The 26,350-nt window shown below is 70.6% G+C and carries 22 protein-coding genes and 1 other RNA gene; 16 read left to right on the forward strand and 7 right to left on the reverse strand.

The genetic code is table 11. From position 1 onward, the window contains the following. Positions 1-104 precede the first annotated feature (104 nt). From J2S57_RS19585 to J2S57_RS19630, 10 genes are all read left to right on the forward strand, one after another. Positions 105-914 carry a carbohydrate ABC transporter permease gene (locus J2S57_RS19585; protein WP_370882681.1) on the forward strand — a complete coding sequence of 270 codons (810 nt, stop codon included), beginning with the start codon at positions 105-107 and terminating at the stop codon, positions 912-914. A 104-nt stretch (positions 915-1,018) separates the two neighbouring features. Beyond that, the gene (locus J2S57_RS19590) at positions 1,019-2,380 is read left to right on the forward strand and encodes an ABC transporter substrate-binding protein (protein ID WP_307245069.1); all 1,362 of its coding nucleotides are present in this window, start codon (positions 1,019-1,021) and stop codon (positions 2,378-2,380) included. 84 nt (positions 2,381-2,464) lie between these two features. Continuing rightward, a complete protein-coding gene (gene arfA / locus J2S57_RS19595) occupies positions 2,465-4,027 on the forward strand; it encodes an arabinosylfuranosidase ArfA (RefSeq protein WP_307245071.1) in 1,563 nt (520 codons plus the stop codon). Further along, a complete protein-coding gene (locus J2S57_RS19600) occupies positions 4,020-5,765 on the forward strand; it encodes a glycoside hydrolase family 35 protein (protein ID WP_307245073.1) in 1,746 nt (581 codons plus the stop codon). Before arfA ends, J2S57_RS19600 begins: the two co-directional genes overlap by 8 nt. Positions 5,766-5,901: 136 nt before the next feature. Then, complete coding sequence (locus J2S57_RS19605; protein ID WP_307245076.1) at positions 5,902-7,080, forward strand: Nif3-like dinuclear metal center hexameric protein; 1,179 nt, start codon at positions 5,902-5,904, stop codon at positions 7,078-7,080. Between the two features lie 46 nt (positions 7,081-7,126). Beyond that, positions 7,127-7,870: a zinc ribbon domain-containing protein gene (locus J2S57_RS19610; protein ID WP_307245078.1), complete on the forward strand. Its 744-nt coding sequence runs from the start codon at positions 7,127-7,129 to the stop codon at positions 7,868-7,870. Positions 7,871-7,908: 38 nt separating this feature from the next. Then, entirely contained in the window at positions 7,909-8,487 is a 579-nt protein-coding gene (locus J2S57_RS19615; RefSeq protein ID WP_307245080.1) for a histidine phosphatase family protein, read from the forward strand. A gap of 31 nt (positions 8,488-8,518) precedes the next feature. Then, entirely contained in the window at positions 8,519-8,719 is a 201-nt protein-coding gene (locus J2S57_RS19620) for a DUF1737 domain-containing protein (RefSeq protein ID WP_307245082.1), read from the forward strand. Between the two features lie 3 nt (positions 8,720-8,722). Then, a complete protein-coding gene (locus J2S57_RS19625) occupies positions 8,723-9,139 on the forward strand; it encodes a rhodanese-like domain-containing protein (RefSeq protein WP_307245084.1) in 417 nt (138 codons plus the stop codon). A gap of 343 nt (positions 9,140-9,482) precedes the next feature. After that, the gene (locus tag J2S57_RS19630) at positions 9,483-10,685 is read left to right on the forward strand and encodes an O-succinylhomoserine sulfhydrylase (protein WP_307245086.1); all 1,203 of its coding nucleotides are present in this window, start codon (positions 9,483-9,485) and stop codon (positions 10,683-10,685) included. Between the two features lie 168 nt (positions 10,686-10,853). Here the strand turns inward: J2S57_RS19630 and J2S57_RS19635 are convergent, their stop codons facing one another. From J2S57_RS19635 to J2S57_RS19645, 3 genes are read right to left on the reverse strand one after another with little or no spacing between them, the layout of a single operon-like run. Then, entirely contained in the window at positions 10,854-12,329 is a 1,476-nt protein-coding gene (locus J2S57_RS19635) for a pyridoxal phosphate-dependent decarboxylase family protein (RefSeq protein WP_307245088.1), read from the reverse strand. Positions 12,330-12,347: 18 nt separating this feature from the next. Continuing rightward, a complete protein-coding gene (locus J2S57_RS19640) occupies positions 12,348-13,115 on the reverse strand; it encodes a YaaA family protein (protein WP_307245091.1) in 768 nt (255 codons plus the stop codon). A gap of 36 nt (positions 13,116-13,151) precedes the next feature. Further along, positions 13,152-15,020 (reverse strand): bifunctional metallophosphatase/5'-nucleotidase, encoded by a 1,869-nt coding sequence (locus J2S57_RS19645; RefSeq protein ID WP_307245093.1) that lies wholly within the window; start codon positions 15,018-15,020, stop codon positions 13,152-13,154. A gap of 361 nt (positions 15,021-15,381) precedes the next feature. Between J2S57_RS19645 and rnpB the strand changes: the two genes are divergently transcribed. Both rnpB and J2S57_RS19655 read left to right on the forward strand, forming a co-directional pair. Then, positions 15,382-15,763: RNase P RNA component class A (gene rnpB / locus J2S57_RS19650), an RNA gene on the forward strand. A gap of 133 nt (positions 15,764-15,896) precedes the next feature. Continuing rightward, complete coding sequence (locus J2S57_RS19655) at positions 15,897-16,157, forward strand: hypothetical protein (RefSeq protein WP_307245095.1); 261 nt, start codon at positions 15,897-15,899, stop codon at positions 16,155-16,157. A gap of 67 nt (positions 16,158-16,224) precedes the next feature. Here the strand turns inward: J2S57_RS19655 and ppgK are convergent, their stop codons facing one another. From ppgK to J2S57_RS19670, 3 genes are read right to left on the reverse strand one after another with little or no spacing between them, the layout of a single operon-like run. Continuing rightward, a complete protein-coding gene (gene ppgK, locus J2S57_RS19660) occupies positions 16,225-17,025 on the reverse strand; it encodes a polyphosphate--glucose phosphotransferase (protein WP_307245097.1) in 801 nt (266 codons plus the stop codon). A 31-nt stretch (positions 17,026-17,056) separates the two neighbouring features. Continuing rightward, positions 17,057-17,935, reverse strand: coding sequence for a type I methionyl aminopeptidase (map, locus tag J2S57_RS19665; RefSeq protein ID WP_307245099.1), 879 nt, complete (start codon positions 17,933-17,935; stop codon positions 17,057-17,059). A gap of 57 nt (positions 17,936-17,992) precedes the next feature. Further along, complete coding sequence (locus tag J2S57_RS19670) at positions 17,993-18,340, reverse strand: hypothetical protein (protein WP_307245100.1); 348 nt, start codon at positions 18,338-18,340, stop codon at positions 17,993-17,995. 174 nt (positions 18,341-18,514) lie between these two features. Here J2S57_RS19670 and J2S57_RS19675 point away from each other — a divergent pair, with 174 nt between their 5' ends. After that, on the forward strand, positions 18,515-18,709 hold the full coding sequence (locus J2S57_RS19675) for an SPOR domain-containing protein (protein ID WP_307245102.1): 195 nt from the start codon (positions 18,515-18,517) through the stop codon (positions 18,707-18,709). A 262-nt stretch (positions 18,710-18,971) separates the two neighbouring features. Here J2S57_RS19675 and panB read toward each other — a convergent pair whose 3' ends face one another. Further along, positions 18,972-19,811, reverse strand: a complete 840-nt coding sequence (gene panB, locus J2S57_RS19680) for a 3-methyl-2-oxobutanoate hydroxymethyltransferase (protein WP_370882682.1) — start codon at positions 19,809-19,811, stop codon at positions 18,972-18,974. A 995-nt stretch (positions 19,812-20,806) separates the two neighbouring features. On the opposite strand from panB, the gene J2S57_RS19685 reads away from it, so the two are divergent. From J2S57_RS19685 to J2S57_RS19695, 3 genes are all read left to right on the forward strand, one after another. Then, the gene (locus tag J2S57_RS19685; protein ID WP_307245106.1) at positions 20,807-22,144 is read left to right on the forward strand and encodes a glutamine synthetase family protein; all 1,338 of its coding nucleotides are present in this window, start codon (positions 20,807-20,809) and stop codon (positions 22,142-22,144) included. Continuing rightward, positions 22,145-22,858, forward strand: a complete 714-nt coding sequence (locus tag J2S57_RS19690; protein WP_307245108.1) for a type 1 glutamine amidotransferase — start codon at positions 22,145-22,147, stop codon at positions 22,856-22,858. Positions 22,859-23,031: 173 nt separating this feature from the next. Continuing rightward, positions 23,032-26,271, forward strand: coding sequence for a bifunctional [glutamine synthetase] adenylyltransferase/[glutamine synthetase]-adenylyl-L-tyrosine phosphorylase (locus J2S57_RS19695; protein ID WP_307245111.1), 3,240 nt, complete (start codon positions 23,032-23,034; stop codon positions 26,269-26,271). The last annotated feature ends 79 nt before the right edge of the window (positions 26,272-26,350 follow it).

Here is a 26,350-nt window from a genome sequence, read left to right on the forward strand (position 1 = left end):
GTACCCCCACGCTCTCCCCGAGCCGTAAGTCCGTGCGGCGGGCCCGCACCCAGAAGGACCAGGGCCGTCCTGGCACCCAGAAGTCCATCGCGCTCACGGTTCTCATGGTCGCGTTCATGCTCTACACCGTGCTGCCGCTGGTCTGGCTGGTCATCAACGCCTCGAAGACCCAGGGCGAGCTGTTCGACTCGTTCGGCCTGTGGTTCGCCGACACCTTCGCGCTGTTCACCAACATCGGCGACACGCTGACCTACAAGGACGGCATCTTCATCCGCTGGGTCGGCAACACGCTGATCTACGTGGTGATCGGGGCCGGCGGTGCGACCCTGCTGGCGACGCTGGCCGGTTACGGTCTGGCCAAGTTCAAGTTCCCGGGCCGGGGCGCGGTTTTCGCCGTCGTCCTGGGAGCCGTGGCCGTGCCGGGAACCGCCCTGGCCGTCCCGACGTTCCTCATGTTCAGCAAGATGGAACTCACGAACACCCCGTGGGCCGTCATCATCCCGTCGCTGATCAGCCCGTTCGGCCTCTACCTGATGTGGGTCTTCGCGGTCCAGGCGATCCCGACCGAGATCCTCGAGGCGGCCCGGGTCGACGGCGCCGGTGAGCTCCGGACCTTCTTCACGATTTCGATACGACTTCTGGCCCCGGGCATCGTGACGGTGCTCCTGTTCACTACTGTGGCGACCTGGAACAACTACTTCCTGCCACTGATCATGCTGAGCGACCCGAATTGGTACCCGTTGACTGTCGGTCTGAACCAGTGGAACGCGCAGGCCCAGGGGGCCGGCTCGCAGCCGATCTTCAACCTGGTCCTCACCGGTTCACTGCTGTCGATCGTGCCGATCGTCGTGGCGTTCCTGTTCCTGCAGCGTCAGTGGCAGTCCGGCCTGTCCGCCGGAAGTGTCAAGGCGTAGTCGGTTCCGTCGAAACACCTCCTCGCAACACCCCCATGTCCACCCCGGTGTATCCCTCACACCGGGGCTCCCGAAGCACAGCGAAGTGAAGGGAACAACCCCCGATGTCCCGTACGTTCCGCAACACCCTGACGCGCCGCACGGTGGTCGCCGCCGGTGCCGCCCTGGCGCTCGGCGCGCTCGCCGCCTGCGGCGGTGGCTCCAGCTCCGGTGGTGACGGCGAGACCGTCGCCGGGTCGCAGGCCGACCTCGACGCCGCGCTGGAGAAGGGTGGCGAGATCACCTACTGGTCCTGGACCCCCTCCGCCGAGGCGCAGGTCGAGGCCTTCCAGAAGGCGTACCCGAACGTCAAGGTCAAGCTGGTCAACGCCGGTACGAACACCGACCAGTACACCAAGATGACCAACGCCATCAACGCCGGTTCCGGCGCCCCCGACGTGGCCCAGGTCGAGTACTACGCGATCCCGCAGTACGCGCTGTCCGACTCGCTGCTCGACCTGAACGTCTACGGTCTGGGCGACCTGAAGAGCGACTACTCGGCCTCCACCTGGGGCTCGGTGGCGTTCGACGGCAAGATCTACGGCCTGCCGCAGGACTCGGGCCCGATGGCGATGTTCTACAACAAGAAGTCGTTCGACGCGGCCGGCGTCACCAAGGTCCCCACCACCTGGGACGAGTACATCGACGCGGCCAAGAAGATCCACGACTACAACGACAAGTGGTACATCACCTCGGACAACGGTGACGGTGGCCAGACCGCCAGCATGATCTGGCAGGCCGGCGGCCACCCGTTCAACGTCGACGGCAACACGATCAACGTGAACTTCGAGGACGAGGGCTCCAAGAAGTACACGGCGATGTGGAACCAGCTCCACACCGAGAACCTGCTCTCGGACGCCAAGGGCTGGACCGACGAGTGGTTCCGCGCCATGACCGACGGCAGCCTCGCCACCCTGATCACGGGTGCCTGGATGCCCGGCAACATGGAGGCCAACGCCGCCGGTGCGTCCGGCGACTGGCGGGTCGCCCCGATCCCCACCTACGACGGCACCCCGGTGACCGCCGAGAGCGGTGGCTCCTCGCAGGCCGTGCTCAAGCAGAGCAAGAACCCGGCCCTGGCCACCGCGTTCCTGCGCTGGCTGAACAACGACCCGGCCAGCATCAAGATCTTCCTGGAGAGCGGCGGCTTCCCGTCGACCACCGCGGAGCTCAGCGACCCGGAGTTCACCGACGCGAAGTCCGAGTACTTCGGTGGCCAGCAGATCAACAAGGTCCTCGCCGAGGCGTCCACCCAGGTCGCCCCGAACTGGTCCTACCTGCCGATCCAGGCGTACGCGAACACGATCTTCGGTGACACGGCGGGCAAGACGTCGTACACCAACCACAGCGACCTGAACGCCGGTCTCGCTGCCTGGAAGACCGCGATCGACACCTACGCCAAGCAGCAGGGCTTCACGGTCAAGTAGTAGCTCCACACAGAGAACAGGCCGGGATGCACCAGGTCCCGGCCTGTTCTTTGTCCGGAACAGGTTCTTCAGAAAGGCACATCGATGATCCCGGTCGGCCTGCGGGTCCATCTCGGTGAGACGGTGGCGGACGTTCCGCCGCGGCTGTTCGGCGGTTTCGTCGAGCACATGGGCCGTTGCGTCTACCAGGGCATCTACGAACCGGAGCACCCCAGCGCGAACGCCGACGGCTTCCGCGAGGACGTTCTCGCCCTCGTCCGCGAGCTCGGCGTCACGGTGGTGCGTTACCCCGGTGGCAATTTCGTGTCGGGCTACCGCTGGGAGGACGGTGTGGGCCCCCGTGCGGAGCGGCCCGTGCGTCTGGACGGCGCCTGGCACAGCACCGAGACCAACCAGGTCGGGCTGCACGAGTTCGCGGGCTGGGCCTCCTCGGCCGGCGTCGAGGTGATGCAGGCCGTGAACCTCGGTACCCGGGGCGTTCTCGAGGCCGGCGACCTGCTGGAGTACTCGAACCACCCGTCCGGCACCGCCCTCAGCTCTCTGCGGGCCCGGAACGGCTCCCCGGAGCCCTTCGGCATCACCCTCTGGTGCCTGGGCAACGAGATGGACGGCCCCTGGCAGATCGGCCACAAGACCGCCGACGAGTACGGCCGCCTGGCCGCCGAGACCGCCCGCTACATGCGCTTTCTCGACCACCGGGTCGAGCTGGTCGTGGCCGGCAGCTCGAACATGGAGATGCCGACGTTCGGGGAGTGGGAGCGCACCGTTCTGCGGCACACCGCGGAGCTGGTCGACCACATCTCCGTGCACGCCTACTACGAGGAGAGCGACGGCGACGTCGCGAGCTTCCTGGCCTCCGGCGCCGGGCTCGACCGCTACCTCGACACCGTCGCGGGCATCGTCGACGAGGTGATCGCCGAGCTCGGTCTGGACCGGACCATCGGCATCAGCGTCGACGAGTGGAACGTCTGGTACCAGCGCGACTGGAACGAGAACCACAAGGACGCCGTGCTCTCCGGCGACTGGCCGGTGGCCCCGCGGCTGATCGAGGACGAGTACAACGTCACCGACGCGGTCGTGGTCGGCTCGCTGCTGATCTCGCTGCTGCGGCACAGCGACCGGGTCTCGATGGCCAACCTGGCCCAGCTGGTCAACGTGATCGCCCCGATCCGCTGCGAGCCCGAGGGCGCGGCCTGGAAGCAGACCACGTTCTTCCCGTTCGCCCTGACCTCCGCGCGGGCACGGGGGCGGGTGGTGCCGCTCGATCTCTCCGGCCCCGTGCTGCCCACGGCGAAGTACGGTGAGGTGCCGATGGTGGACGCGGTGAGCACGGTCGCGGACGACGGTTCCGTCTCGCTGTTCGTGGTCAACCGCTCCACGACCGACGTGGTCGCGCTGGGCACCGAACTGTCCACGGCCGGGCTGGTTCTCGAGGACGCGCAGGTTCTCACCGTGCCCGAGGGCGGTGACCGTTTCACCACCAACACCCAGGCGTCCCAGCCGGTCGCCCCGGTGGTGCTGGAGGACGTCGTGGTCGAGTCCGCGGGTGACGTCACCCAGGTGTCCCTCTCCCTTCCCCCCATCTCCTGGTCGGTGCTCACCCTGCGCCCGGCTGCTGCTCCTGTGAAAGAGAACCCCCGTGGCTGAACTGACCATCGGCGAGAAGGACTTCCTCCTCGACGGCGAGCCCTACCAGATCATCTCCGGTGCGCTGCACTACTTCCGGGTGCATCCCGACCACTGGGCCGACCGCATCCACAAGGCCCGGCTGATGGGTCTGAACACGATCGAGACCTACGTGCCGTGGAACGCGCACTCGCCCTCGCGCGGTGAGTTCCTCACCGGCGGCGGTCTCGACCTGGCCCGCTTCCTGCGGCTGGTGGCGGCCGAGGGCATGCACGCGATCGTGCGCCCGGGGCCGTACATCTGCGCCGAGTGGAGCAACGGCGGCCTGCCGCCGTGGCTGCTGCGCATCCCGGGCATCGGCCTGCGCCGCTGGGAGCCGCAGTACGTCGAGGCCGTCACCGAGTACCTCGAGGCGGTCTACCGGATCGTGGCCCCGCTCCAGATCGACCGGGGCGGTCCGGTGTTCCTGGTGCAGATCGAGAACGAGTACGGAGCCTACGGTTCCGACAAGGAGTACCTGGCCGAGCTGGTGCGCGTCACCCGCGAGGCCGGGATCACGGTGCCGCTGACCACGATCGACCAGCCGCAGCCGCAGATGCTGGAAGACGGGCGGCTCGACGGGTTGCACATGACCGGCTCGTTCGGGTCGCGCAGCACCGAGCGCTTCAAGACCCTGCGGGAGTTCCAGCCCACCGGTCCGCTGATGTGCATGGAGTTCTGGGACGGCTGGTTCGACAGCTGGGGCTTCCACCACCACACCACCACCGTGCAGGACTCCGACACCGCGCTCGACGAGATCCTCAGCGTCGGCGGCTCGGTGAACTTCTACATGTTCCACGGCGGCACCAACTTCGGCATGACCAACGGCGCCAACGACAAGGGCGCCTACGTGCCGCTGGCGACGTCGTACGACTACGACGCCCCGCTCGACGAGGCCGGCAACCCGACGGCGAAGTACCACGCGTTCCGGGCGACCATCGCCAAGTACGCGAAGGTGCCGGACGAGGTGCCGGCCGAGGCCGAGGCCGCGCCGGCCTTCGAGGTGGCGCTGCAGGAGAGGGCCGGGCTGCTCGGCCTGGCCGGCGAACTCGGCGGCCCGCGGGCGGCCGAGCACGCCGCGACCTTCGAGGAGCTCGGCCAGGACACCGGTTTCGTGCTCTACGAGACCTCTCTCGAGGGCCGGGGACCGGGCGTGCTGGTCGTCGGCGAGGAGGTCCGCGACCGGGCCTGGGTCTTCGTCGACGGGGACCCGGTCGGGGTCCTGGCGCGGGACGCCCACGAGCGCTCGATCCGTCTGCCCCGGGCCGGTGCGACCCTGACGATCCTGGTCGAGGACCAGGGCCGGGTGAACTACGGCGAGCGGCTCGGCGAGGCGAAGGGCCTGATCGGCGGGATCCGGCTCGGTGGTGAGGAGCTCACCGGCTGGACGGCCACGGCGCTCGACGTCGACCTGCTGCCCTCGCTCGACCTCGCGGGGCACCCGGTGGACAACGGGCCGCTGGTGCTGACGGGTGAGTTCGAGCTCTCCGAGGCCGCCGACCTGTTCCTCGACACCTCGGCCTGGGGCAAGGGCCTGGTCTGGGTCAACGGTTTCAACCTCGGTCGCTACTGGCGCAAGGGCCCCACGCAGACCCTGTACGTGCCCGGCCCGGTGACGAAGGCCGGCCGCAATCGCGTGGTCGTGCTGGAGCTGGAGACCATGACCTCGACGACGGCCTCGTTCGTCGACGGGCTGCGTCTGGGGCAGACCGAGTTCTGACGCTTGGTACGGACACCGGTGGGCCGTGACGGTCCACCGGTGTCCGTTTCAACTGCTGAGTAGTGTCTTTGGACGCTTGTCGAAGACCACGCCAAGTCATGACACATGAACGCGCTGTGCCCGATAGAGTCTGAGCGTGACCACCGAAGCCGTTTCTCCTTCCCTCGCGGACGTCATCGCCGTCATGGAGCGGATGTACGACCCGAGCTGGGCGCGCGACTGGGACGCCGTCGGCCTCGTCTGCGGTGACCCGGGCGCCCAGGTGCGCCGGATCCTGCTCGCGATCGACCCGGCCCCGGCGGTCATCGAAGAGGCACTCGCCTGGCGCGCCGACCTGCTCATCACCCACCATCCGCTGCTGCTGCGCGGCGTCCACGGCGTGCCGGTCACCACGCCCAAGGGCCGCACCATCCACCAGCTGATCCGGGGTGGCTGCGCGCTCTACACCGCGCACACCAACGCCGACGCGGCGGCGCCGGGGGTCTCCGACGCCCTGGCCCGCGTCCTCGGTCTCACCGACCTGGTGCCGCTGTCGGCCGACCCCGCCGACCCGGTCGACAAGCTCGTCACGTTCGTGCCCGAGGCCGACGTCGACAAGGTGCTCGACGCCCTGGCCGCGGCCGGTGCGGGTGAGATCGGTGAGTACGCCCGGTGCGCCTGGACCGCGGTGGGCACCGGCACCTTCGTGCCCGGCGCGGCGTCCACCCCCACGGTCGGTACGCCGGGCGAGCGGGAGTCGGTGCCGGAGCGTCGTGTCGAGATGGTGCTGCCGCGCCGCCGCCGGGCGGAGGCCCTGGCCGCGCTGCGCACCGCGCACCCCTACGAAGAGCCCGCGGTCGACCTGTACGAGCTGGCCGGCTGGTCGGGCCCGCGCGGCATCGGCCGGGTCGGCACCCTCGAGCAGCCCACCAGCCTGCGCGAGTTCGCGATGCTGGTGGCCGAGGCCCTGCCCAGCACCTCGCAGGGCGTGCGGGTGGCGGGCGACCCGACGGCCGAGGTGTCCCGGGTGGCGGTCTGCGGCGGAGCCGGCGATTCGCTGTTCGACGCGGTGCGCGCCGCCGACGCGGATGTGTACGTCACCGCCGACCTGCGTCACCATCCGGCGTCCGAGGCCCGCGACGCGGCCGGCGACGGCCCGCCCTACCTCGTCGACGTGGCCCACTGGGCCAGCGAATGGCCCTGGCTGGCGGGTGTTTCCAACCGTCTCGAGGGGGCGCTGGCCGACGCCGGGCAGCCGGTCGAGGTCCTGGTCTCCACCCGCTCCACCGACCCCTGGGTCTTCCGTGTCCCCAGCCCGGGCGGAATGGTCCGCTAGGGGCACTAGGCTGGGTGCATCTTTTCTCAGCTGGGAGGCTAATTCTGTGGTGACCGCGGCGGCTCAGGACCAGTGGCGGCTGCTGGACGTGCAGGGGCACGACATCCGCCTCACCCAGATCGCGCACAAGAAGGGCACGCTGCCCGAGCTCGCGAAGATCGCCGAGCTCGAGAAGAAGCTCGCCGAGGTCGACGACGTGCTGGTCAAGGCCCGCACCGTGGCCACCGACGCGCAGCGTGAGCTCACCAAGGCCGAGGGCGACGTGGCGCAGGTGCGTCAGCGCGCCGAGCGCAACCAGGCCCGGCTCGACGCCGGTCAGGGCAGCGCGAAAGACCTGCAGGCGATCCAGCACGAGCTGGAGAGCCTCGCGGCCCGGCAGAGCGTGCTCGAAGACGCCGAGCTCGAGGTGATGGAGCGCCAGGAGACCGCCGAGGCGGCCGTCCGGGGTGCCACCGCCAAGCGCGACGAGGTGCTGGCCGAGATCGCCGAGGCCGGGGCCGCGCGCGACAAGCAGGTGGCGGTGCTCGACGAGGAGGCCGTCGCCGAGGCACGCGAGCGGGAGACGGCCGCCGGTGGCATCCCGAAGGAGCTGCTCGCGCTGTACGAGCGCATCCGCGAGAGCAGCCACGGCGTCGGGGCGGCCAAGCTCTACCAGCGCCGGTGCGAGGGCTGCCGCATGACGCTCCCGCCGAACGACCTGGCCCGCATCCGCGCCGCCGCCGAGAACGCGGTCGTGCGCTGCGAGGAGTGCGGCCGGATCCTGGTGCGCACGGCGGACTCCGGGCTCTGAGCGGTCCCGATCTGGGGGAGCCCCTCACGCTGCACCTGGTGCGGCACGCGAGCACGGCGTCGACCGGCGTCGTGCCCGCCGGGGGCGACGACCCCGGCCCGCCGCTGAGCCCCGCCGGTCTTCTCCAGGCCCAGGCGCTACGGCTCGACGCCGACGTGCTGCTCACCTCCCCGATGACCCGGTGCGTGCAGACGGCGCGGGCTCTCGGTCCGGAACCGGTCGTCGCGCCGGAGTGGTCGGAGCTGCGCCTGGGGGAGTGGAACGGCCTGTCCTACCGCGAGATCGCGGCCCGCTGGCCGGCGGAGTACACGGCCTGGCGCGAGTCCCCGGCGGCGCGGCCTCCCGGGGGCGAGTCGGTCCACGATCTCTCCGGGCGTACGGACGCGGCGGTGCACCTCCTGCGCTCGAGTCACCCCGGGCGCGTGGTCGCGGTGGTCACGCACACCGGCCCGATCCGCGCCGTGGTCGCGAGCGCCCTCGAGGCCGGGCCGGCGGCGTTCTGGCGTCTGCGGATCGACCCGGCGAGCGTGACGACCCTGCGGTTCTGGGCCGACGGCGGCGTCGAGGTGGTAGGGGTCAACTCCCTGATCACGCATACGAATGGGTCCTGCTCTTAAGACTGTCGGTGCGCTGGGGTAGAACTGATCCGTGGCAGAGAACGAGCGACTCCGTTACCGGCTGCTGACCGGTCCCGACGACACGTCGTTCTGCGAGCGTGTCAGCGCCGCCCTGGCCGAGGGCTACGTGCTGCACGGTCCGCCCACGCTCACCTTCGACGGCACGCGGGTGATCGCGGGCCAGGCGGTGGTGCTGCCCGGCGCCGCCACCCCGACCATCGTGGAGGCATGACCCATGGCGTACGCCGGAGATCTTTCCCCCGACCAGGCCTTCGAGCTGGTCCGGTCCAACCCGGCCGCCGTGCTGGTCGACGTGCGCACCCGCGCCGAGTGGTCGTACGTCGGGGTGCCCGACCTGACCGCCCTCGCGAAGGACGTCGCGCTCGTCGAGTGGACGACCTTCCCCGAGGGCGCGCGCAACAGCGGCTTCCTCGATCAGGTGGGTGCGGTGGCCGCCGACAAGGCCGCCCCGGTGCTGTTCCTGTGCCGCTCCGGTGTGCGCTCGGTGGCGGCGGCCGAGGCCGCCACGGCCGCCGGTTACACCGAGGCCTACAACATCCTGGAGGGCTTCGAGGGCCCGCCCGACGCCCAGAACCACCGCGGCCACACCGCTGGCTGGAAGGTGCGCGGGCTGCCCTGGAAACAGGGCTGACCGGGCCGCGTGGTTCTGGCCGGGCCCCGTGGTTCTGGCCGGGTTGCGTGGTTCTGGCCGGTCCGGGCCCTAGCCGCGTGACTGACCCGGTCCGCGCTACTGACCCGGGCTACGCCTCGCCCGTCTGAGTCGCCCGGCAACGGTCCGCCCCAGCCACCTAGCCACCCGGCCACCCAGCTACCGGGCCCCCAGCCCCCGGCCACCCAGCACCTGGCCTCCCGGCCACCCAGCACCTGACCACCTGACCACCCAGCCCCGACCACCCGGTCCGCCCTTCCCACCGACCTGAGCCGCCCCGACGACGCGAGGCTCCACCCCGTCCACCACTGCGAGAGACGAGCACATGACCAACGACAGCGCCGGCACCCCCGACACCCGCCGCCCCTCCACGCTCAGCGTGCGCGGCGGCACGATGCGGTCGAACTTCGCGGAGATGTCCGAGGCGCTGTTCCTCACCCAGGGCTACACCTACGAGTCGGCGGGCGAGGCCGAGTCGGCGTTCAAGGGCGAGCTCGACCACTTCGTCTACTCGCGCTACGGCAACCCCACGGTGGCGATGTTCGAGGAGCGGCTGCGGCTGATCGAGGGGGCGCCGGCGGCGTTCGCCACGGCCACCGGCATGTCCGCGGTGTTCAACGCGCTCGCGGCGCTGCTGGCCGCGGGCGACCGGGTGGTGGCCACGAAGGCGCTGTTCGGCTCGTGCTTCGTGATTCTCGACGAGATTCTGCCGCGCTGGGGCGTGGAGACGGTCTTCGTCGACGGACCCGACCTCAAGCAGTGGGAAGAGGCGCTGAGCAAGCCCACCACCGCGGTGTTCTTCGAGTCGCCGTCCAACCCGGCGCAGGAGCTCGTCGACATCGCGGCCGTCAGCGAGATGGCGCACGCGGCCGGGGCCCAGGTCGTGGTCGACAACGTGTTCGCCACCCCGCTGCTGCAGAAGCCGCTCGAGCTGGGCGCCGACATCGTGGTCTACTCGGCCACCAAACACATCGACGGGCAGGGCCGGGTGCTCGGCGGGGCGATCCTCGGGCCGGAGGAGTTCGTCAACGAGAAGGTGCAGAACCTGATGCGCCACACGGGCCCCTCGCTGAGCCCGTTCAACGCCTGGGTGCTGCTCAAGGGCCTCGAGACCCTGCGCCTGCGGGTCGATCACCAGAGCGCCTCGGCGCTGCGCATCGCCGAGTTCCTCGAGGGCGACTCCCGGGTCGGTCAGGTGAAGTACCCGCACCTCCCCAGCCACCCGCAGTACGAGCTGGCCAAGCGCCAGATGAGCGCGGGCGGCACGGTGGTCACGTTCGAGCTCGGCTCCGGCGAGGGCCGTAAGGACGCCGCGTTCAGCTTCCTCGACAAGCTCAAGATCGTCGACATCTCGAACAACCTGGGTGACGCCAAGTCCATGGTCACCCACCCGGCCACCACCACGCACCGCCGCCTCACCACCGAGGCCCGCGCGGCGGCCGGCATCACCGACGGCACGGTCCGCATCTCCGTCGGTCTCGAAGACCTCGACGACCTGCTCGAGGACCTCGACGGCGCCCTCGGCTGACCGATCGCGCGAGCGGCCCGGCTCCGGTGGGCAATCCGGAGCCGGCCGCCCGGCGGCCTCGGGCCAGAGTCTGCGGCCTCGGGCGCACGAGTCGGCAGCCTCGGGCGCCGGAGTCGGCGGCCACGGGCACACGAGTCGGCGGCCACGGGCCAAAGGCCGCCCGTTCGATCAGGCGGTCTCGGCCGCCAGCTCCTTCGCGGCGTTCCAGACCGCTTCCACATCAGGCCATTCCGTGGTCTCGACCCCGATCGACACCCGCACCATCCAGCGCCCGCCGACCACGGCCGGGGTGACCGTCCCGACCCCGCTCCGGTTCAGCGCGTCCGCCCAGGCCAGCGTGTGCGCGTCCAGAAGCTCGCCGGAGAGCTCCGCCGACCCCGCAGACCCGGGGTCGTGCCGCAGGCACACCGTCTGCAGCGTCACCGGGGCCACGAGCGACCAGCCCGGCTCGGCCTCGACCAGCGCCGCCAGGCGCCGGGCGTTGGTCAGGTCGCGGCGCAGGCGGTCCTGGATCGCGGTGACCCCGTCGAGCCGCAGGTGGAACCAGAGCTTCAGCGCGCGGAAACGACGGCCCAGCGGGATGCCCCAGTCGCGGTACTCCGTGGCCACGCGCTCACCGGGGACGGCGTTGCGCAGAAAACTCGGGTTCGTCGACATCACCCGGATCAGCCGCTCCGGCTCGCGCACGTAGAGCAGTGAGGTGTCGAGGATCGTGCCCATCCACTTGTGCGGGTTCCAGCCCAGCGAGTCGGCGGGCGGCACGACCACACCGTCCGGCGTGGTGAAGCCCTCGATTCCCTCGACCAGCCAACGGTATTCGGGCAGCAACAGGGCGGATCCGGCCATCGCGGCGTCGACGTGGACCCAGATCCCGTACGCGGCGGCGATTTCCAGGATCTCGGCGAGGGGGTCCACGGCGGTGGTCGCCGTGGTGCCGATGCTGACCACGATCGCCGCGGGCACGCGTCCCTCATCGACGTCCTGCTCGATCGCCGACCGCAGAAGCGCCGGATCCAGGGCGAACGTGGTCGGCGACGTGCCGATCGAGCGGATGTTGTCGCGCCCGAAACCGGCCAGCAGCGCCGCTTTCGGGATCGCCGAGTGCGCGTGCTCGGACGCGTACACGGTCAGCGGCGCCTCCAGCGACTGCAGGCCACCGCGTTCACTCACGTAACCGGCAGCCCGTTCGCGGGCCGCGAGCAGCGCGACCAGGCAACCGGTCGACGCGGTGTCCTGGATGACGCCCTTCCAGCCCTCGGACAGGCCGGTCAGCTGCCGCATCCAGTCGCAGACCACCTCCTCGAGCTCGGTCAGCGCCGGCGCCGACTGCCAGGAGATGCCCAGCGCCCCGATGCCCGACGACGCGATGTCACCGAGAACGGATGCGAGAGAGGCGTTCGAGGGGAACCATCCGGTGTGCCGCGGGTGCTGCACCTGCATCAGCCCGGGCACGATGATCTCGTCGAGGTCGCGCAGCACCGCGTCGAGATCCTCCGGCTTCGAGGGTGGCTGTGCGGGTAACGCGTCGGCGACCTCGCTCGGCTTCACCTGCGCCTGCACCGGACGGTCGGGAATGCCGGTGCGGTAGTCGGCGATCCAGTCGACGAGCTGATGACCGGCGGTACGGAACTCTTCGGGCGTCAAAACCCCTCCTCGGCGAACTCAGTGCAGGATCACGTCGATCATCCAGCCCGTGCGCTCCGCCGACAGTTCGGCCGGCCAGCGCTCACCCACGAGGTCACGCAGCTCGGCGGGAGTGCGCGGATCGGCGTCCTGCTCCAGCAGGAACCGCGTCACCTCGCCCCGCGTGTGCTTGGCGAGATGGCTCACCACCGAACGCTTTCCGGCGGTCTCGCGCAGCACCCGTACGGCAACCGTGCGATCGGTGGGGAGCGAGGCGACGGGCGCGGCCGCCGCGTAGGGACCGGACCGGCAGTCCACGATCATCCCGCGCTTCCCGGCGGCCTCGGCCAGAACACCCGGCAGCTCGGAACGCCAGTGCTTCGCCAGCGGACCCAGCGACGGGAGCTCGCCCCCCATCGACAGCCGGTAAGGGGGAACCTTGTCGCCCGGACGCAGCGCACCCCACAACGCGGAAATGATCAGCACGCGCCTGCCGCCGCGCCGCCGGGCCTCCGCGGACAGCGTCGCCCAGCTCAGCGCGTCGTAGAGCACCCCGGTGTAGATCTCGTGCGCGGGTCGGGCCGGCGCGGAGTGCAGCGTGAGATTGCGGGCCACCTCGTCGCCGAGAGAGGCGCCCACGCCGAGCAGTTCGAGCGCGTCGGGCCGGGCGCTGGTCTCGATCAGCGCCTCCAGTACCTGCTTGCGCAGATCGGTGAGCACCGGGAACGACAGCTGCTCCACCGCGACCGGGTTGCCCCGCTTCGCCGGGGCGGCCTTGGACTCTGACGGGGGCAGCAGCACGAGCACTCCGGGAGTGTACGCGTGCTGCCGCCCCGGAAATCCCTACAGCGACCTGATCCGGGTGCCGTGCGGCAGCCCCAGCTTCGGGTGCTTCTTCAGGTACTGCGCCAGGGCGTCACGCTCGAGCACCCCGGTGACCTTCTGGGTGCCGTCCTTGAACCCCTTCAGGCTGCTACCGCCGTTGGAGAAGAAGTCGATGGTCGTGACCCGGTACTGGTGCGCGGCGTACACCCGCTTGCCGTTCAGTCGCATGTCGCGGATCCGGATCTTGTGACCGCACTTCTTGTCCATGTCGAAGCTGTAGGAGAAGCCCCTGCTCACCTCGATGGGCATGCGGTCGTCGTTGTCTACCGCGGCCTCCTGGCAGAACGTGCTCTCCAGCATGTCGTCGATCTGGCGGCCGGTCATCGTCATCGTGACCAGCTTGAACCCGAAGGGCTGGGCGTCGTACACGTCGCCGTAGGTGACCGTGCCCTTCTCCAGGTTCATCCGGGCCAGACCGCGGTTGATGATCGCGATCTGGGCGCCGCCCCTCGACTTCGGCTTCGTGGCGGCCAGTTGCGCGTCGGCGATGACCCGGCCCAGGTACGACTCACCGTTGCGGGTGAGCATGCGGCCCAGCTTCACCTTGAGCGTCGTGACCTTCTTGTTCGCGACCTTGTCGGTGACCTTCTTGTAGCGGTTCACCACCGTGCGCACGGTCTTGTCGCTGGTGCCCCGGTGGTTGACGATCACGTTGCCCGCGCTCACCGAGGTGACCTCGTGCGTGGACGTGTTCATGGTGATCTTGATCTTGGTCAGCAACCGTCCGTAGGAGGCCGCGCTCGTCAGCATCGTGCCGTTGATCTTGCAGATGTAGGCCTGGTGGGTGTGGGCGCTGAGCACCAGGTCCACCGAGCCCGCGATCTTCCTGGTCAGGTCCTTCGCCGGTCCGGCCAGGTCGCGGCAGCTGTTGATCGGGCTGCGCGGCGTCGGGTCGGCGCCGGAGTGGGTCATGGCGACCACCGCGTCCACCCCCTGTGAACGCAGCTGCTGGGCGAGCTTCTTGATCACCGGCGCCTCGTCGACGAACGTCACGTCCTTGATGCCGGCCAGGTCGACCAGGTCGACGGTGTCGGGCGTGACCGTGCCGATGATGCCGATCTTCGCGCCGCCCACGTTCTTGATCACGTAACCCGGCAGCATCGACGTACCGCTCTTCCGGTCGATTACATTGGCCGCGAGCATGTCGAACGAGGCGCCCTGGAAACGGGGGGACGCGGGGGAGCACCCGTCGGTGGGGTGGCAGCCGCCGTTCACGATGCGTCGCAGTTCGTCGGTGCCCTCGTCGAACTCGTGGTTGCCCACCACGGCGACGTCGACGAACGCGTTGAGCGCCTCGATCGTGCCCTCGTCGTGGAAGTAGCCCGAGATCAGCGGGCTGCCGCCGATCTGGTCGCCGACCGAGAGCACGAGCGAGTTCTTGTTCTCCTTCTCGGCCTGCCTGATCTTCTGCGCGAGCCAGGCGGCGCCGCCGGCGGTGACGTGGCCGGAGCCCTTCGAGGTGGCCGTCTTCGCGCTGATCGACAGGCCGTCGCTGGTCATGTGGCCGTGGAAGTCGTTGAACGCCAGCAGCTGGGCGGTCACGGTCTTCTTCGCGGCGTTCGCTGCCGCGGTCTCGATGGTGGACGTCGTGGTCGTCCCGGCCGCACCGGTCACCTTCGCGGTGGTGGTTGCCTCGCTGGGTGCGCTGGTGCCTGCCGGTGTGCTGATGCCTGCCGGCGTGCTGGCGCTTGCCGGTGTGCTGGCCTGGGCGCCGGTCACCAGCCAGGTCGGAACGCCGATCAGGCCCGCGAGCCCGAGAGCGATGCCGACGCGTGTGCGTGTGCCCCACTTGCCCTTGCCGCTCGCCGCCTCGTCCGAAGCAGTCATCGTCTGCGCACCTCCGTAGGGCTGTCAGGGAGGGGCGTGTGCGCGGCCTTCCGAGGGGCCGCGTATCGCCCCAATCAGACGAATCTTGCCGAGAGCTGTTAAGCGGCGGGTGAACGAATGTGTGCGCTGAGCGACGAGAAGGCAAAGGTAGAGATGAGGTGTTTTTGCTTCAAATGGCACGCGGGAACGCGATGACGAGGGGCGGACGCGAAGATGAACGAGGCCCGGGTGCGGCGCGGGTGAAGCGCCGGTGAGGGGTGGCCCGGTGCCGATCGCGGTGCCGTTGCGAGGCCGTTGCGAGGCTGTCGTGAGGCCCTGTCGGCGGGTGAACGGCGGGAGGCCCTAGGATGACTGCGGCGGACGAGCTGGACGGGCGACCGCGTCGGGCGGTTCGCCGTCCGCCGAGGAAAGTCCGGACTCCACAGGGCAGGGTGGTGGGTAACGCCCACCCGGGGTGACCCGCGGGACAGTGCCACAGAGAACAGACCGCCGGCGGCTCGAAAGAGCAGGCCGGTAAGGGTGAAACGGTGGTGTAAGAGACCACCAGCGCTCCGGGTGACCGGAGCGGCTAGGTAAACCCCACCCGGAGCAAGGTCAGACAGGATGCGTTCGAGGGCTGCTCGCCCGAGCATCCGGGTAGGCCGCACGAGGGTGACGGCAACGTCACCCCGAGATGGATGGTCGCCGCAGCGCCGGGTTCGCCCGGCCTGGCACAAAATCCGGCTTACAGTCCAGCTCGTCCGCCACCCTCACCCAGGGTGATCGAGCCGGTTCGCCCTGGCGAGTGGTGGGCTCACCACCGGTGAGCTCTTTCGGCACCGGATGCCCATACTGGTCGCACGGGGTGACACGGGGGTGTCGACCAGAAGGGTTCTCGTGTTTTCCGCTGAGCAACGCGCCGCCGCCCTCGCCAACCAGCGTGCCGCCGCCTTCATCCGCTTCCAGATGCTGGGCGACCACGAGGCCATGACGTTCATCCTGCGCGAGCTCGAGGGCACGGCCCAGTTGTCGTTCGTCACCGCGCTCGCCTCGCTGTCGGCCACGATCGCCAGCAAGCACATGGGCGAGGAGGGCGCGATGGACTACTTCCGCATGGTCGCCGAGACCAGCGCCAGCCTGGCCGAGCCGCTCGACTGAACCACGTCGTCCTCCATGATCTGAGCCGGGCCCGCGGACGCACCGGTCCGCAGGCCCGAACCGAACCTCAGACGGCGGGCGGGGGCGTCAGGTCGGGCGTCTCGGTGGCCAGCACCGCGGCCCCGATGATGCCGGCGTCGTTCAGCAGCTGAGCGGGCACGATCGGCGTGCGGATGTCGAGCAGCGGCAGGTACTTCTCGCTCTTCTTGCTGACCCCGCCACCGACCACGAACAGGTCGGGCCAGAACAGGTTCTCCACCGTGCGGAAATAGGTCTGCAGGCGGTGGGCCCACTTCTCCCAGGACAGGTCGTCGCGCTCGCGGGCGCTGTCGGCGGCCCGGTGCTCGGCGTCGTGACCGTCGATCTCCAGGTGCCCGAGCTCGGTGTTCGGTACCAGTTTGCCGTCGAGCAGCACCGCCGAGCCGATTCCGGTGCCCAGCGTCACCACGATCACCGTGCCCCGCGCGTCCTTCGCCGCCCCGAACCGCGCCTCGGCCACGCCGGCCGCGTCCGCGTCGTTCACCACGTGCACGCTGCGGCCCAGGCGGGCGGTGAACAGCGTGTCCACGTCGGTGTCGATCCAGGTCTTGTCCACGTTCGCCGCGGTGCGTGCGACCCCGTGCTGGATCACCGCCGGGAAGGTGACACCGATCGGGCCGGTGCCCGACGCGTCCCCGAAGCTCGCCACGATCTCGGCCACCACGTCCGCCACCGCACCCGGGGTCGAGGGGGACGGCGTGGGGATGCGCAGGCGGTCGGCGGCGAAACGGCCGGCGGACAGGTCGACGGGAGCGCCCTTGATGCCGGAACCGCCGATGTCGATGCCGAATCCGGTGGCGTTCGGGACGGGGGTTGCGTCGCTGCTCATCGTGGTCCTTTGCGGGTTCTTCGGGGGGAGGTCAGGGGAGGGTGAGGATCTCGGCGCCGGTCTCGGTCACCAGCAGCGTGTGCTCGAACTGGGCGGTGCGGCGGCGGTCCTTGGTCACGACCGTCCAGCCGTCGGCCCACATCTCCCACTCGTGCGTGCCGAGGGTGAGCATGGGCTCGATGGTGAAGGTCATGCCGGGCTCGATCACCGTGGCGTGGTCGGGGGCGGCGTCGAAGTGCGGCACCACCAGGCCGGTGTGGAAGCCCGTGCCGATGCCGTGACCGGTGAAGTCGCGCACCACGCCGTAGCCGAAACGCTTGGCGTAGGCCTCGATCACACGCCCGATGACATTGATCTGCCGCCCTGGCCTGACGGCCCTGATGCCCCGCATCATCGCCTCGTGGGTGCGTTCCACCAGGAGGCGGGACTCCTCGTCGACGTCACCGGCGAGGAACGTCGCGTCGCAGTCACCGTGCACGCCGAGCCCGTCGCGGGTCAGGTAGCCGGTGATGTCGATGTTGATGATGTCGCCGTCGCGGACCACCGTGGAGTCGGGGATGCCGTGGCAGACGACCTCGTTCAGGCTGGTGCACAGGGACTTCGGAAAGCCCTTGTAGCCCAGCGTGGACGGGTAGACGTGGTGGTCGAGCAGGAACTCGTGGCCGATCCGGTCGAGCTCGTCGGTGGTGACGCCCGGCTCGACGTTCTTGCCGACCTCGGCGAGCGCGGCGCCGGCGATCCGGCCGGCCTCACGCATCAGCTCGATCGTGGCGGCGTCCTTGATCTCGCTGCCGGTGTACCGGGCGGGTGCGGGCCGGTCGACGTACTCCGGCCGCGGGATGCTCGCGGGCACGGCGCGGCGTGGGCTGACGGTGCCCGGCACCAGCGTTCCCAGGGGCGAGGTACTCATGAGGCGTCAGTCTATGACCGCGAGCCTTTCCCGGCCGTTCACCCGGCGGTGCCGGAATCAGACGCGGACGTCGAAGATCCGGCCCTCCGCCGGGTTCATCGCGACCGTGCGCACCGTGCTGGGTGCCAGCGGGTTGTCCACGGTGCCGCGCTTGGGGCCGCGGTAGTTCACGTACTGCTCGAACATCGCCGTCAGGTAGACGTCGCCGTTGAGCGCGCGGGCCTCCGGTGAACCGTCGGCGACCCAGCTGAAAGACTTGGCGGACCGCGGGTTCTGGTTGGACGGGTCGGTGTCGAACGACCAGGCGCCGCCCTGCGAGCCGGCCGGGTTGCCGTCGGCGTCCGCGGCGGTCACGGCGATACGGGTGGAAGGCAGGGAAGTCCCGCCGATGCGCATGTCGATCATGGAATGCCCCCGGGCATCAGAGTCACAGCCGGTCTCGTCCGTGAGAACGGTGGGTGATGCAGGCAACATCGGTGATCACTCAGGACGCCTTGATCCCTACCGAAGGGTTCTCTTCTGTGGTCGTCCTGTCCTCTCCGGGGGCGTGCAGAGAGTGCTCCGGTTATCGTGATGATCATGAGCGATGGAGCCGAGCAGTACTGGTTCAACCTGTCGACGAACCAGGTCGAGGCGGGCGACCGCAAGGGCCAGGGCAAGGACGTGCTGGGTCCTTACCCCACCCGTGAGGCCGCTCAGCAGGCCCTGGACACGGCACGGTCGAAGACCGAGGCGTGGGACGAGGAAGACCGTCGCTGGGACGACAAGGACTGACGCCTCTCGAAGGGCTGACGCCTCTCGGGGCTGACGCTTCTTGGGGCTGACGCCCCTTCGAGGGTTGACGTCTGTCGAGGAGTGGCGCGGTCGGGGACCGGCGTTGTCGGGCGGCTACTGCCTTCGGGCGGCTACTGCCTTCGCGCGGCAGATGTCGTCGAGTGGTCGTCGAGCGGCTGACGCGATCGCGGGCCGGCCGGGCTCACCCGGGCCCGGTCAACCCGCGGTCATGTCTGAGTCGCTCCTGAAGTCGCTCCTGACCTCACTCCTCGAACGAGTGCTCCGGCGCGGGGAAGGTGCCGTGACGCACGTCGCGCGCGTACTCCTGCGCGGCCTGCGTGAGGATGCCGCGCAGGTCGGCGTACTTCTTCACGAACCGCGGGGTGCGGCCGTCGGTGAAGCCGGCCATGTCGGTCCAGACGAGGACCTGCGCGTCGCAGTCCGCCCCGGCGCCGATGCCGACGGTGGGAATGTCGAGCGCCTTCGTCACCGCGGCCGCGGCCGGCGCGGGCACCATCTCCATGACCAGGGAGAAGGCACCGGCCTCCTGCAGGGCCAGCGCGTCGGTGACCAGCGACTCGGCGGACTCCCCGCGCCCCTGCACCCGGTATCCGCCCAGTGTGTGCTCGCTCTGAGGGGTGAAGCCGATGTGCGCCATGACCGGGATCCCGGCCTCGGTGAGCAGTTTCACGGTCGGGGCCATCGTGCGACCGCCCTCCAGCTTCACGGCGTGCGCCAGGCCCTCTTTCATCAGCCGGACCGCGCTCCCGAACGCCTGCTGCGGTGAGCCCTGGTAGCTGCCGAACGGCAGGTCGGCCACCACCAGCGCGTGCGGCGAGGCGTTGGCCACGGCCCGCACCAGTGGGATCAGCTCGTCGAGCGTGACCGGCAGCGTGGTGGCGTGACCGTAGACGTTGTTCGCCGCCGAGTCGCCGACCAGCAGCACCGGGATGCCCGCCGCGTCGAACACCGATGCCGACAGCTGGTCGTACGCCGTCAGCATCGCCCAGCGCTCGCCGCGCTCCTTCATCTGCTGCAGGTGGGGGATGCGGATCTTCTTCAGGCGGGTGCCGGTCGAGCCGCCCACGCTCGAGCCGCTCACACCCGGGTCACCCGCACCCGGGTCACCCGCACCGGAGCTGCCCACCCGCCGGTCGCCTGCACCCGGGCCACCCGCGCCGGAGCCGTCCACCCGTGGACCGCTCGCTCCCGTCCCGCCGGTGCCCGGTTCACCCGCCTCCGGTTCACCCGCTTCCGAGCTGCCGGAGCCACCGGAGCTGCCCGAGCCACCGAAGCCGTCCGCGTCGTTCACCGCCGGGCGGCCGCCGCCGTACGGCGCGACCTCCTCGGCCGTCTGGTCCTGGTCCGTCCCCTGTGCGTGCTGGTTCATCAGCCGTCCTCCTCACGGACCCGTCGCCCAGACCGGTCCCGGTCTGGTGCCGCTCCCACCGATCGGGCGGGAGGCGTCTTCCATCCTCCTCCCGCGGCGGCACCGTGCCATGGACGCGCACGTGCGGGCAGTCACACCGTCAGACCTGTCGCCCGGCGAGGGGAGTGCGGCGAGGTCAGATGCCGAGGGCAGTGCCGGCCCCGGCGGTGCGCGGCGCGGCGAACCCGGACCGGGCCCGGTGTGGTGGCTCGACCTGGCCAGGAGGCCCGGCCAGGAGGCCCGGCCAGGAGGCCCGGCCAGGAGGCCCGGCCAGGAAGCCCGGCCAGGAAGCCCGGCCAGGAAGCCCGGCCAGGAAGCCCGGCCAGGAAGCCCGGCCAGGAGGCTCGACCAGGAAGCCCGGCTACGAGGCGTGGCCGCAAGGCCTGGTTACGAGCGTGGCCACGAGGCCCGAGCGGCCTGGTCAGCACGCCCCGCCACCACGGTTCACCCGCTCCGGGCACGTGCCGATGTGTTAGTTGCGCCACCGTAGGGTGTCTGGGAGCAACTGAGCGGTACCACGGGTGCTCTGATGGTGCCCGGATCTGGCAGGCTCGGCAGTGTCGCGTGAGGCCCGTCCGGCACCACCCCCGGCGCCGCCCCGGCGCGGCCCGGGTTTCACCACCGGGCGTCGACACGGACATCACTACGGACATGAGGAAGGGACCGGCATGGACAGGCAGCAGGAGTTCATCCTCCGCTCGATCGAGGAGCGGGACATCCGGTTCATCCGGCTCTGGTTCACCGACATCCTGGGCTCGCTGAAGAGCGTGTCGATCGCCCCGGCCGAGCTGGAGGGCGCGTTCGCCGAGGGCATCGGGTTCGACGGCTCGGCGATCGAGGGCCTCGCCCGCGTGCACGAGGCCGACATGATCGCCAAGCCCGACCCCTCGACGTTCCAGGTGCTGCCCTGGCGCGGCGAGTCGCAGGGCACCGCGCGCATGTTCTGCGACGTGTTCACCCCGGGCGGCGAGCCCGCGCTGGTCGACCCGCGCAACGTGCTCAAGCGCGCCCTGAACAAGGCAGCCGACCACGGGCTGAGCTTCTACACCCACCCCGAGATCGAGTTCTACCTGTTCAAGGGCCCGACCGCCGACGGTACGGAGCCCGTGCCCGTCGACCAGGCCGGGTACTTCGACCACGTGCCGCGCGGCACGACCCACGACTTCCGCCGGGCCGCGATCGGGACGCTGGAATCGATGGGCATCTCGGTCGAGTTCAGCCACCACGAGGCCGGCCCGGGGCAGAACGAGATCGACCTGCGCTACGCCGACGCGCTCACCATGGCCGACAACATCATGACCTTCCGCAGCGTGATCAAGGAGGTCGCGCTCGAGCAGGACCTCTACGCCACGTTCATGCCCAAGCCCCTGAACGACCATCCGGGCTCGGGCATGCACACGCACTTCTCGCTGTTCGAGGGCGACCAGAACGCCTTCCACGAGGCGGGTGGCGAGTACCAGCTCAGCAAGATCGCCCGGCAGTTCATCGCCGGCCTGCTCAAGCACGCCGCCGAGATCACCGCGGTCACCAACCAGTGGGTGAATTCGTACAAGCGGATCTGGGGCGGCGCCGAGGCCCCGGCCTACGTCTGCTGGGGCCACAACAACCGCTCGGCCCTGATCCGGGTGCCGATGTACAAGCCGGGCAAGGGCCAGAGCACCCGCGTCGAGTACCGCGGCCTGGACAGCGCCTGCAACCCCTACCTGGCCTTCGCGCTCATGCTCAACGCCGGCATGAAGGGCATCGAGCAGGGGCTGGAGCTGCCCGAGGGGGCCGACGACAACGTCTGGTCGCTCACCGACGCCGAGCGCCGTGCCATGGGCATCACCCGGCTGCCGGAGAACCTCGACGCCGCGATCTCGATCATGGAGGACTCCGAGCTCGTCGCGGAGACCCTGGGCGAGGGCGTGTTCGACTTCTTCCTGCGCAACAAGCGCCAGGAGTGGGCCGACTACCGCAGCCAGGTCACGCCCTTCGAGCTCCGGCGCTACCTGCCCCTGCTGTAGATGACGACGCCACGGCCCGTGCTGGTCGTCGAGCACGAGAAGGGCTGCCCGGCCGCACTGTTCGGGCAGGACCTGCCCGCGGTGACGGTGGTGCGCCCGTATCTGGGCGACCCACTGCCCGACACGCTCGACGACCATGCGGGCCTGGTGGTGCTCGGCGGTGAGATGGCCGCCTGGGACGACGAGGTCGCGCCCTGGCTGCCCGCCGTGCGTGACCTCCTGGCCCGCGCGGTGACCGGCCGGGTGCCGACCCTGGGCATCTGCCTGGGCGCCCAGCTCCTGGCCCTGGCCACCGGCGGCGAGGTCGGCCGCGGCCCGCGCGGCCCCGAGGTCGGCCTGACCGAGGTCACGGCGCGGCCGGGGACCGACCCGTTCTTCGGCGCCGTCGCCGCCGACCTCGGGACCACCCGCTGGACCGTGCGGCAGTCGCACGGTGACGCCGTGCTCACCCTGCCGCCCGGCGCCGAGCTGCTGGTGACCGGAAACATCTATCCACACCAGGGTTTCCGGGTGGGGGAGGCGGCCTGGGGCGTGCAGTACCACCCCGAGGTCACCGCCGACGGTTTCGCCGCCTGGGTCGCCCGGGGGGTGGCCAAGGGCCGGGTGAGCGACCCGGACGCCGTGCTCGGGCCCGTGCGGGCGGCCGAGCCGGCCCAGCAGCGCCTGGCCCGGGCCCACGCGGCCGCCTTCGTGCAGCAATTGCCGAACCAGTAGCAGAACAAGCCGCAGAACCGGCCGCAGTCCTGGAAACACCGCCCCACCCCCTCCGTCACCAGGTAAACGCCCACCGCCCCCCAAACGTGAGGTCCACCCCGAAACCGGGTGATTTCCGTCGTGTGCCCCCAGGCCCTCCCCGGCACCGTGGCGTCACCATTACGGTTGGTCAGGTGACGACTGCGCGTCAGGCAAGTTTCGCGGCCCGGCTGGCCCGGTTCGGGTTCGCCGACCCGGCCGCGGCCGAGAGGGTCTTCGCCCGGCCGGCGATGATCGAGCTGCTCGAGGCCGAACCGTCCGGCCTCCCCGGTGGCCTGACCGGTGAACTGCCCCCGCCGGCCGAGAAACTGCTCACCGCCCTGGCCGACTGCCCCGACCCGGACCTGGCCCTGACCGCCCTCGGCCGGATGGTCGAGTCCCTGGCCGACAGCGACAAGGTGCCCGCCGGCCTGGGCGGGCTCACCGCCGAGGTGCTGCAGCGCCTGGCCGCCGGCGGGGGGCCGGTGGCCCAGCTCTCCCGGGCGCTGCACCGCGACGACCTCACCGCCCACCGCCTGTTCGCCGTGCTCGGTGGGTCGGGCGCCCTGGGTGACCACCTCGTCCGCCATCCCTGGCAGTGGCCGGTCATCGACGGCGAGCTGGGCGGCGACGATGCCCCCCTGCCGGTGACCCACCACCCGCACGACCACACCGTCGACCACCACGGCCACGCCCGCGAGTTCCTCGAGGGCGTTCCCCCCGCGCCGTTCTCGTCGTTCACCGCCGAGACCCTCCGGGCCGAGCTGCTGCGCGCCGTGGGGGCCGACCCGGCCGCCCCGCAACCGGTCAGCACCCGCACCCAGGACGAGGGCACCGACGCCCTGCGTGTCGCCTACCGCCGTCGTCTGCTCGGCCTGGCCGCCCGCGACCTGGCCGCCGACAACCCCCTCGGCATCGTCCCCACCGTCGGCGCGATCCTCGCCGACCTGGCCTCCGCGGCCCTCGAGGCCGCGCTCGCGGTCGCCCGCGGCACCCTGCCCAACCACGGCGCGAACTGCACCATGGCCGTGATCGGCATGGGCAAGTGCGGCGGCCGGGAACTCAACTACGTCAGCGACGTCGACGTCATCTACGTCGTCGACACCCCCGAGGGAGCCGACGACAGCAAGACGATCGGCGAAGGCACCAAGCTGGCCAGCACTCTCGGGCTGGTCTGCTCGAAAGCCACGCCGGAGGGCACCCTCTGGCCGGTCGACCCGAACCTGCGTCCGGAGGGCCGGCAGGGTCCGCTGGTGCGTACCCTCGCCAGTCACGTCGCGTACTACGAGCGCTGGGCCCAGACCTGGGAGTTCCAGGCCCTGCTCAAGGCCCGCCTGGTCGCCGGCGACGCCGACCTCGGCGCCCGCTACCTGGCCGGCATCGAGCCGATGGTCTGGCAGGCCGCCGAGCGTGAGAACTTCGTGGCCGACGTGCAGGCCATGCGCCGCCGCGTGGAGCAGCAGCTCAAGGGCCCGGACGCCGACCGGGAGCTGAAACTCGGCGCCGGTGGCCTGCGTGACGTCGAGTTCTCCGTGCAGCTGCTGCAACTCGTGCACGGTCGCATCGACGCCCGGCTGCGCACCCCGAACACCCTCCTCGGCCTGGAGGCCCTGAGCACCTTCGGCTACGTCGGCCGCGCCGACGCCGCCGAGCTCGACCGCGCCTACCGCATGCTGCGCGCCCTGGAGCACCGCATCCAGCTGTTCCGGCTGCAGCGCACCCACGTGGTGCCGTCCGACCCCAAGGACCTCAGAAGGCTGGGCCGCGAGTTCGGCTTTCGCGCCGATCCCGCCGACCAGCTCACCGCCCTCTGGCGCAAGCAGGCCCGCGAGGTCCGCCGCCTGCACGAGAAGCTCTTCTACCGGCCGCTTCTCGCTGCCGCGGCCGAGCTCACCAGCGACGAGGCCCGGCTCACCCCGGAGGCCGCGCGGGTGCGTCTGTCGGCCCTCGGCTACCGCGACCCGGCCGGGGCCCTGCGTCACATCAGCGCCCTCACCACCGGCGTCTCCCGGCGGGCCGCGATCCAGCGGCAGCTCCTGCCGGTCATGCTCGGCTGGTTCGCCGACGGCGCCGATCCGGACGCCGGGCTGCTCGACTTCCGGCGGCTGTCCGACTCTCTCGGATCCACCCACTGGTACCTGAAGATGCTGCGCGACTCCGGTGCCGCCGCCGAGCGCCTGGCCCACGTGCTCTCGTCCAGCCAGCTCGTCGCCGACCTGCTGCAGCGCAGTCCCGAGGCCGTCGCCTTGCTGGAGACCGACGAGGTGCTGCAGCCCCAGCCGCTGTCGGCGATGATCGGCTCGGTGCGGCGGGGAGCGGCCCGGCACGAGGGCGACCCGATGGCCGCGGCGATGGCGGCCCGGGCCGTGCGGCGCCGCGAGATCATCCGCACCGGCGTCGCCGACGTGGTCGGGATCAATGCCGTCGACGCCGTCGGTCACGCGCTCAGCGACTGCGCGGTCGCGGCGCTCGACGGGGCCCTGGTCGCGGCCGCCGACGCGGTGCGGGCCAAACGGGGCGACCTGCCGGTGCGCATGGCCGTGATCGCGATGGGCCGTCTCGGCGGGCGCGAGATCAGCTACTCCAGCGACGCCGACGTCATGTTCGTCGCCGACCCACTGCCCGGCGTCGAGCCGCACGAGGCCCAGGCCGCGGCCACCGACCTGTGTTCCGAGCTGCGCCGCCTGCTCTCGGCCACCGGGCCGGAACCGGCTCTGGCGGTCGACGCCAACCTGCGTCCCGAGGGCCGCAACGGGCCCCTCGTCCGTTCTCTCGCGTCCTACCGCGACTACTACGCCCGCTGGTCGGCGCCCTGGGAGGCCCAGGCCCTCACCCGGGCCCGGCCGATCGCCGGCGACACCGGGCTGGGGGAGCGGTTCGTCGAGCTGATCGATCCGCTGCGCTGGCGTTCCGGCGGACTGACCGGGGCCGAGCTCAAGGAGATCCGCCGGATCAAGGCCCGTGTCGAGTCCGAGCGGCTGCCCCGCGGCGCGGATCCCAACCGGCACCTCAAGCTCGGCCGGGGTGCGCTCGCCGACGTCGAATGGACCGTCCAGCTCTTCCAGCTCCAGCACGCCCACGAGGTCGAGGGGCTCCGGGTCACGGGAACGATGGACGCGCTGGACGCCGCGGTCCGTGCCGGTCTGGTTCCCGAGGGGGACGGGGAGGTGCTGGCCGAGGCCTGGCGTCTGGCCGCCCGGTTCCGCAACGCGATCATGCTGTGGAAGGGCAACGCCTCCGACGTCCCGCCCACCAACCACACCTCGCTCGACGGCGTCGCCCGGATCATGGGTTACCCGCCCGCCTCGGCGGGGACGCTCGACGAGGACTACCAGCGCATCACCCGGCGGGCGCGCACGGTGGTCGAGCGGTTGTTCTACGGCTGGGAAGTCTGAGGACGCACGACCTCACATTCGTGGTCCGGTCACCGTTTACCGGGTATGGGACGAGAAAGAGCCACAGGAAGTTCTCAGC

Origin of the sequence: Kineosporia succinea (assembly GCF_030811555.1) — a bacterium.
GTDB classification, from domain to species: Bacteria; Actinomycetota; Actinomycetes; order Actinomycetales; family Kineosporiaceae; genus Kineosporia; species Kineosporia succinea.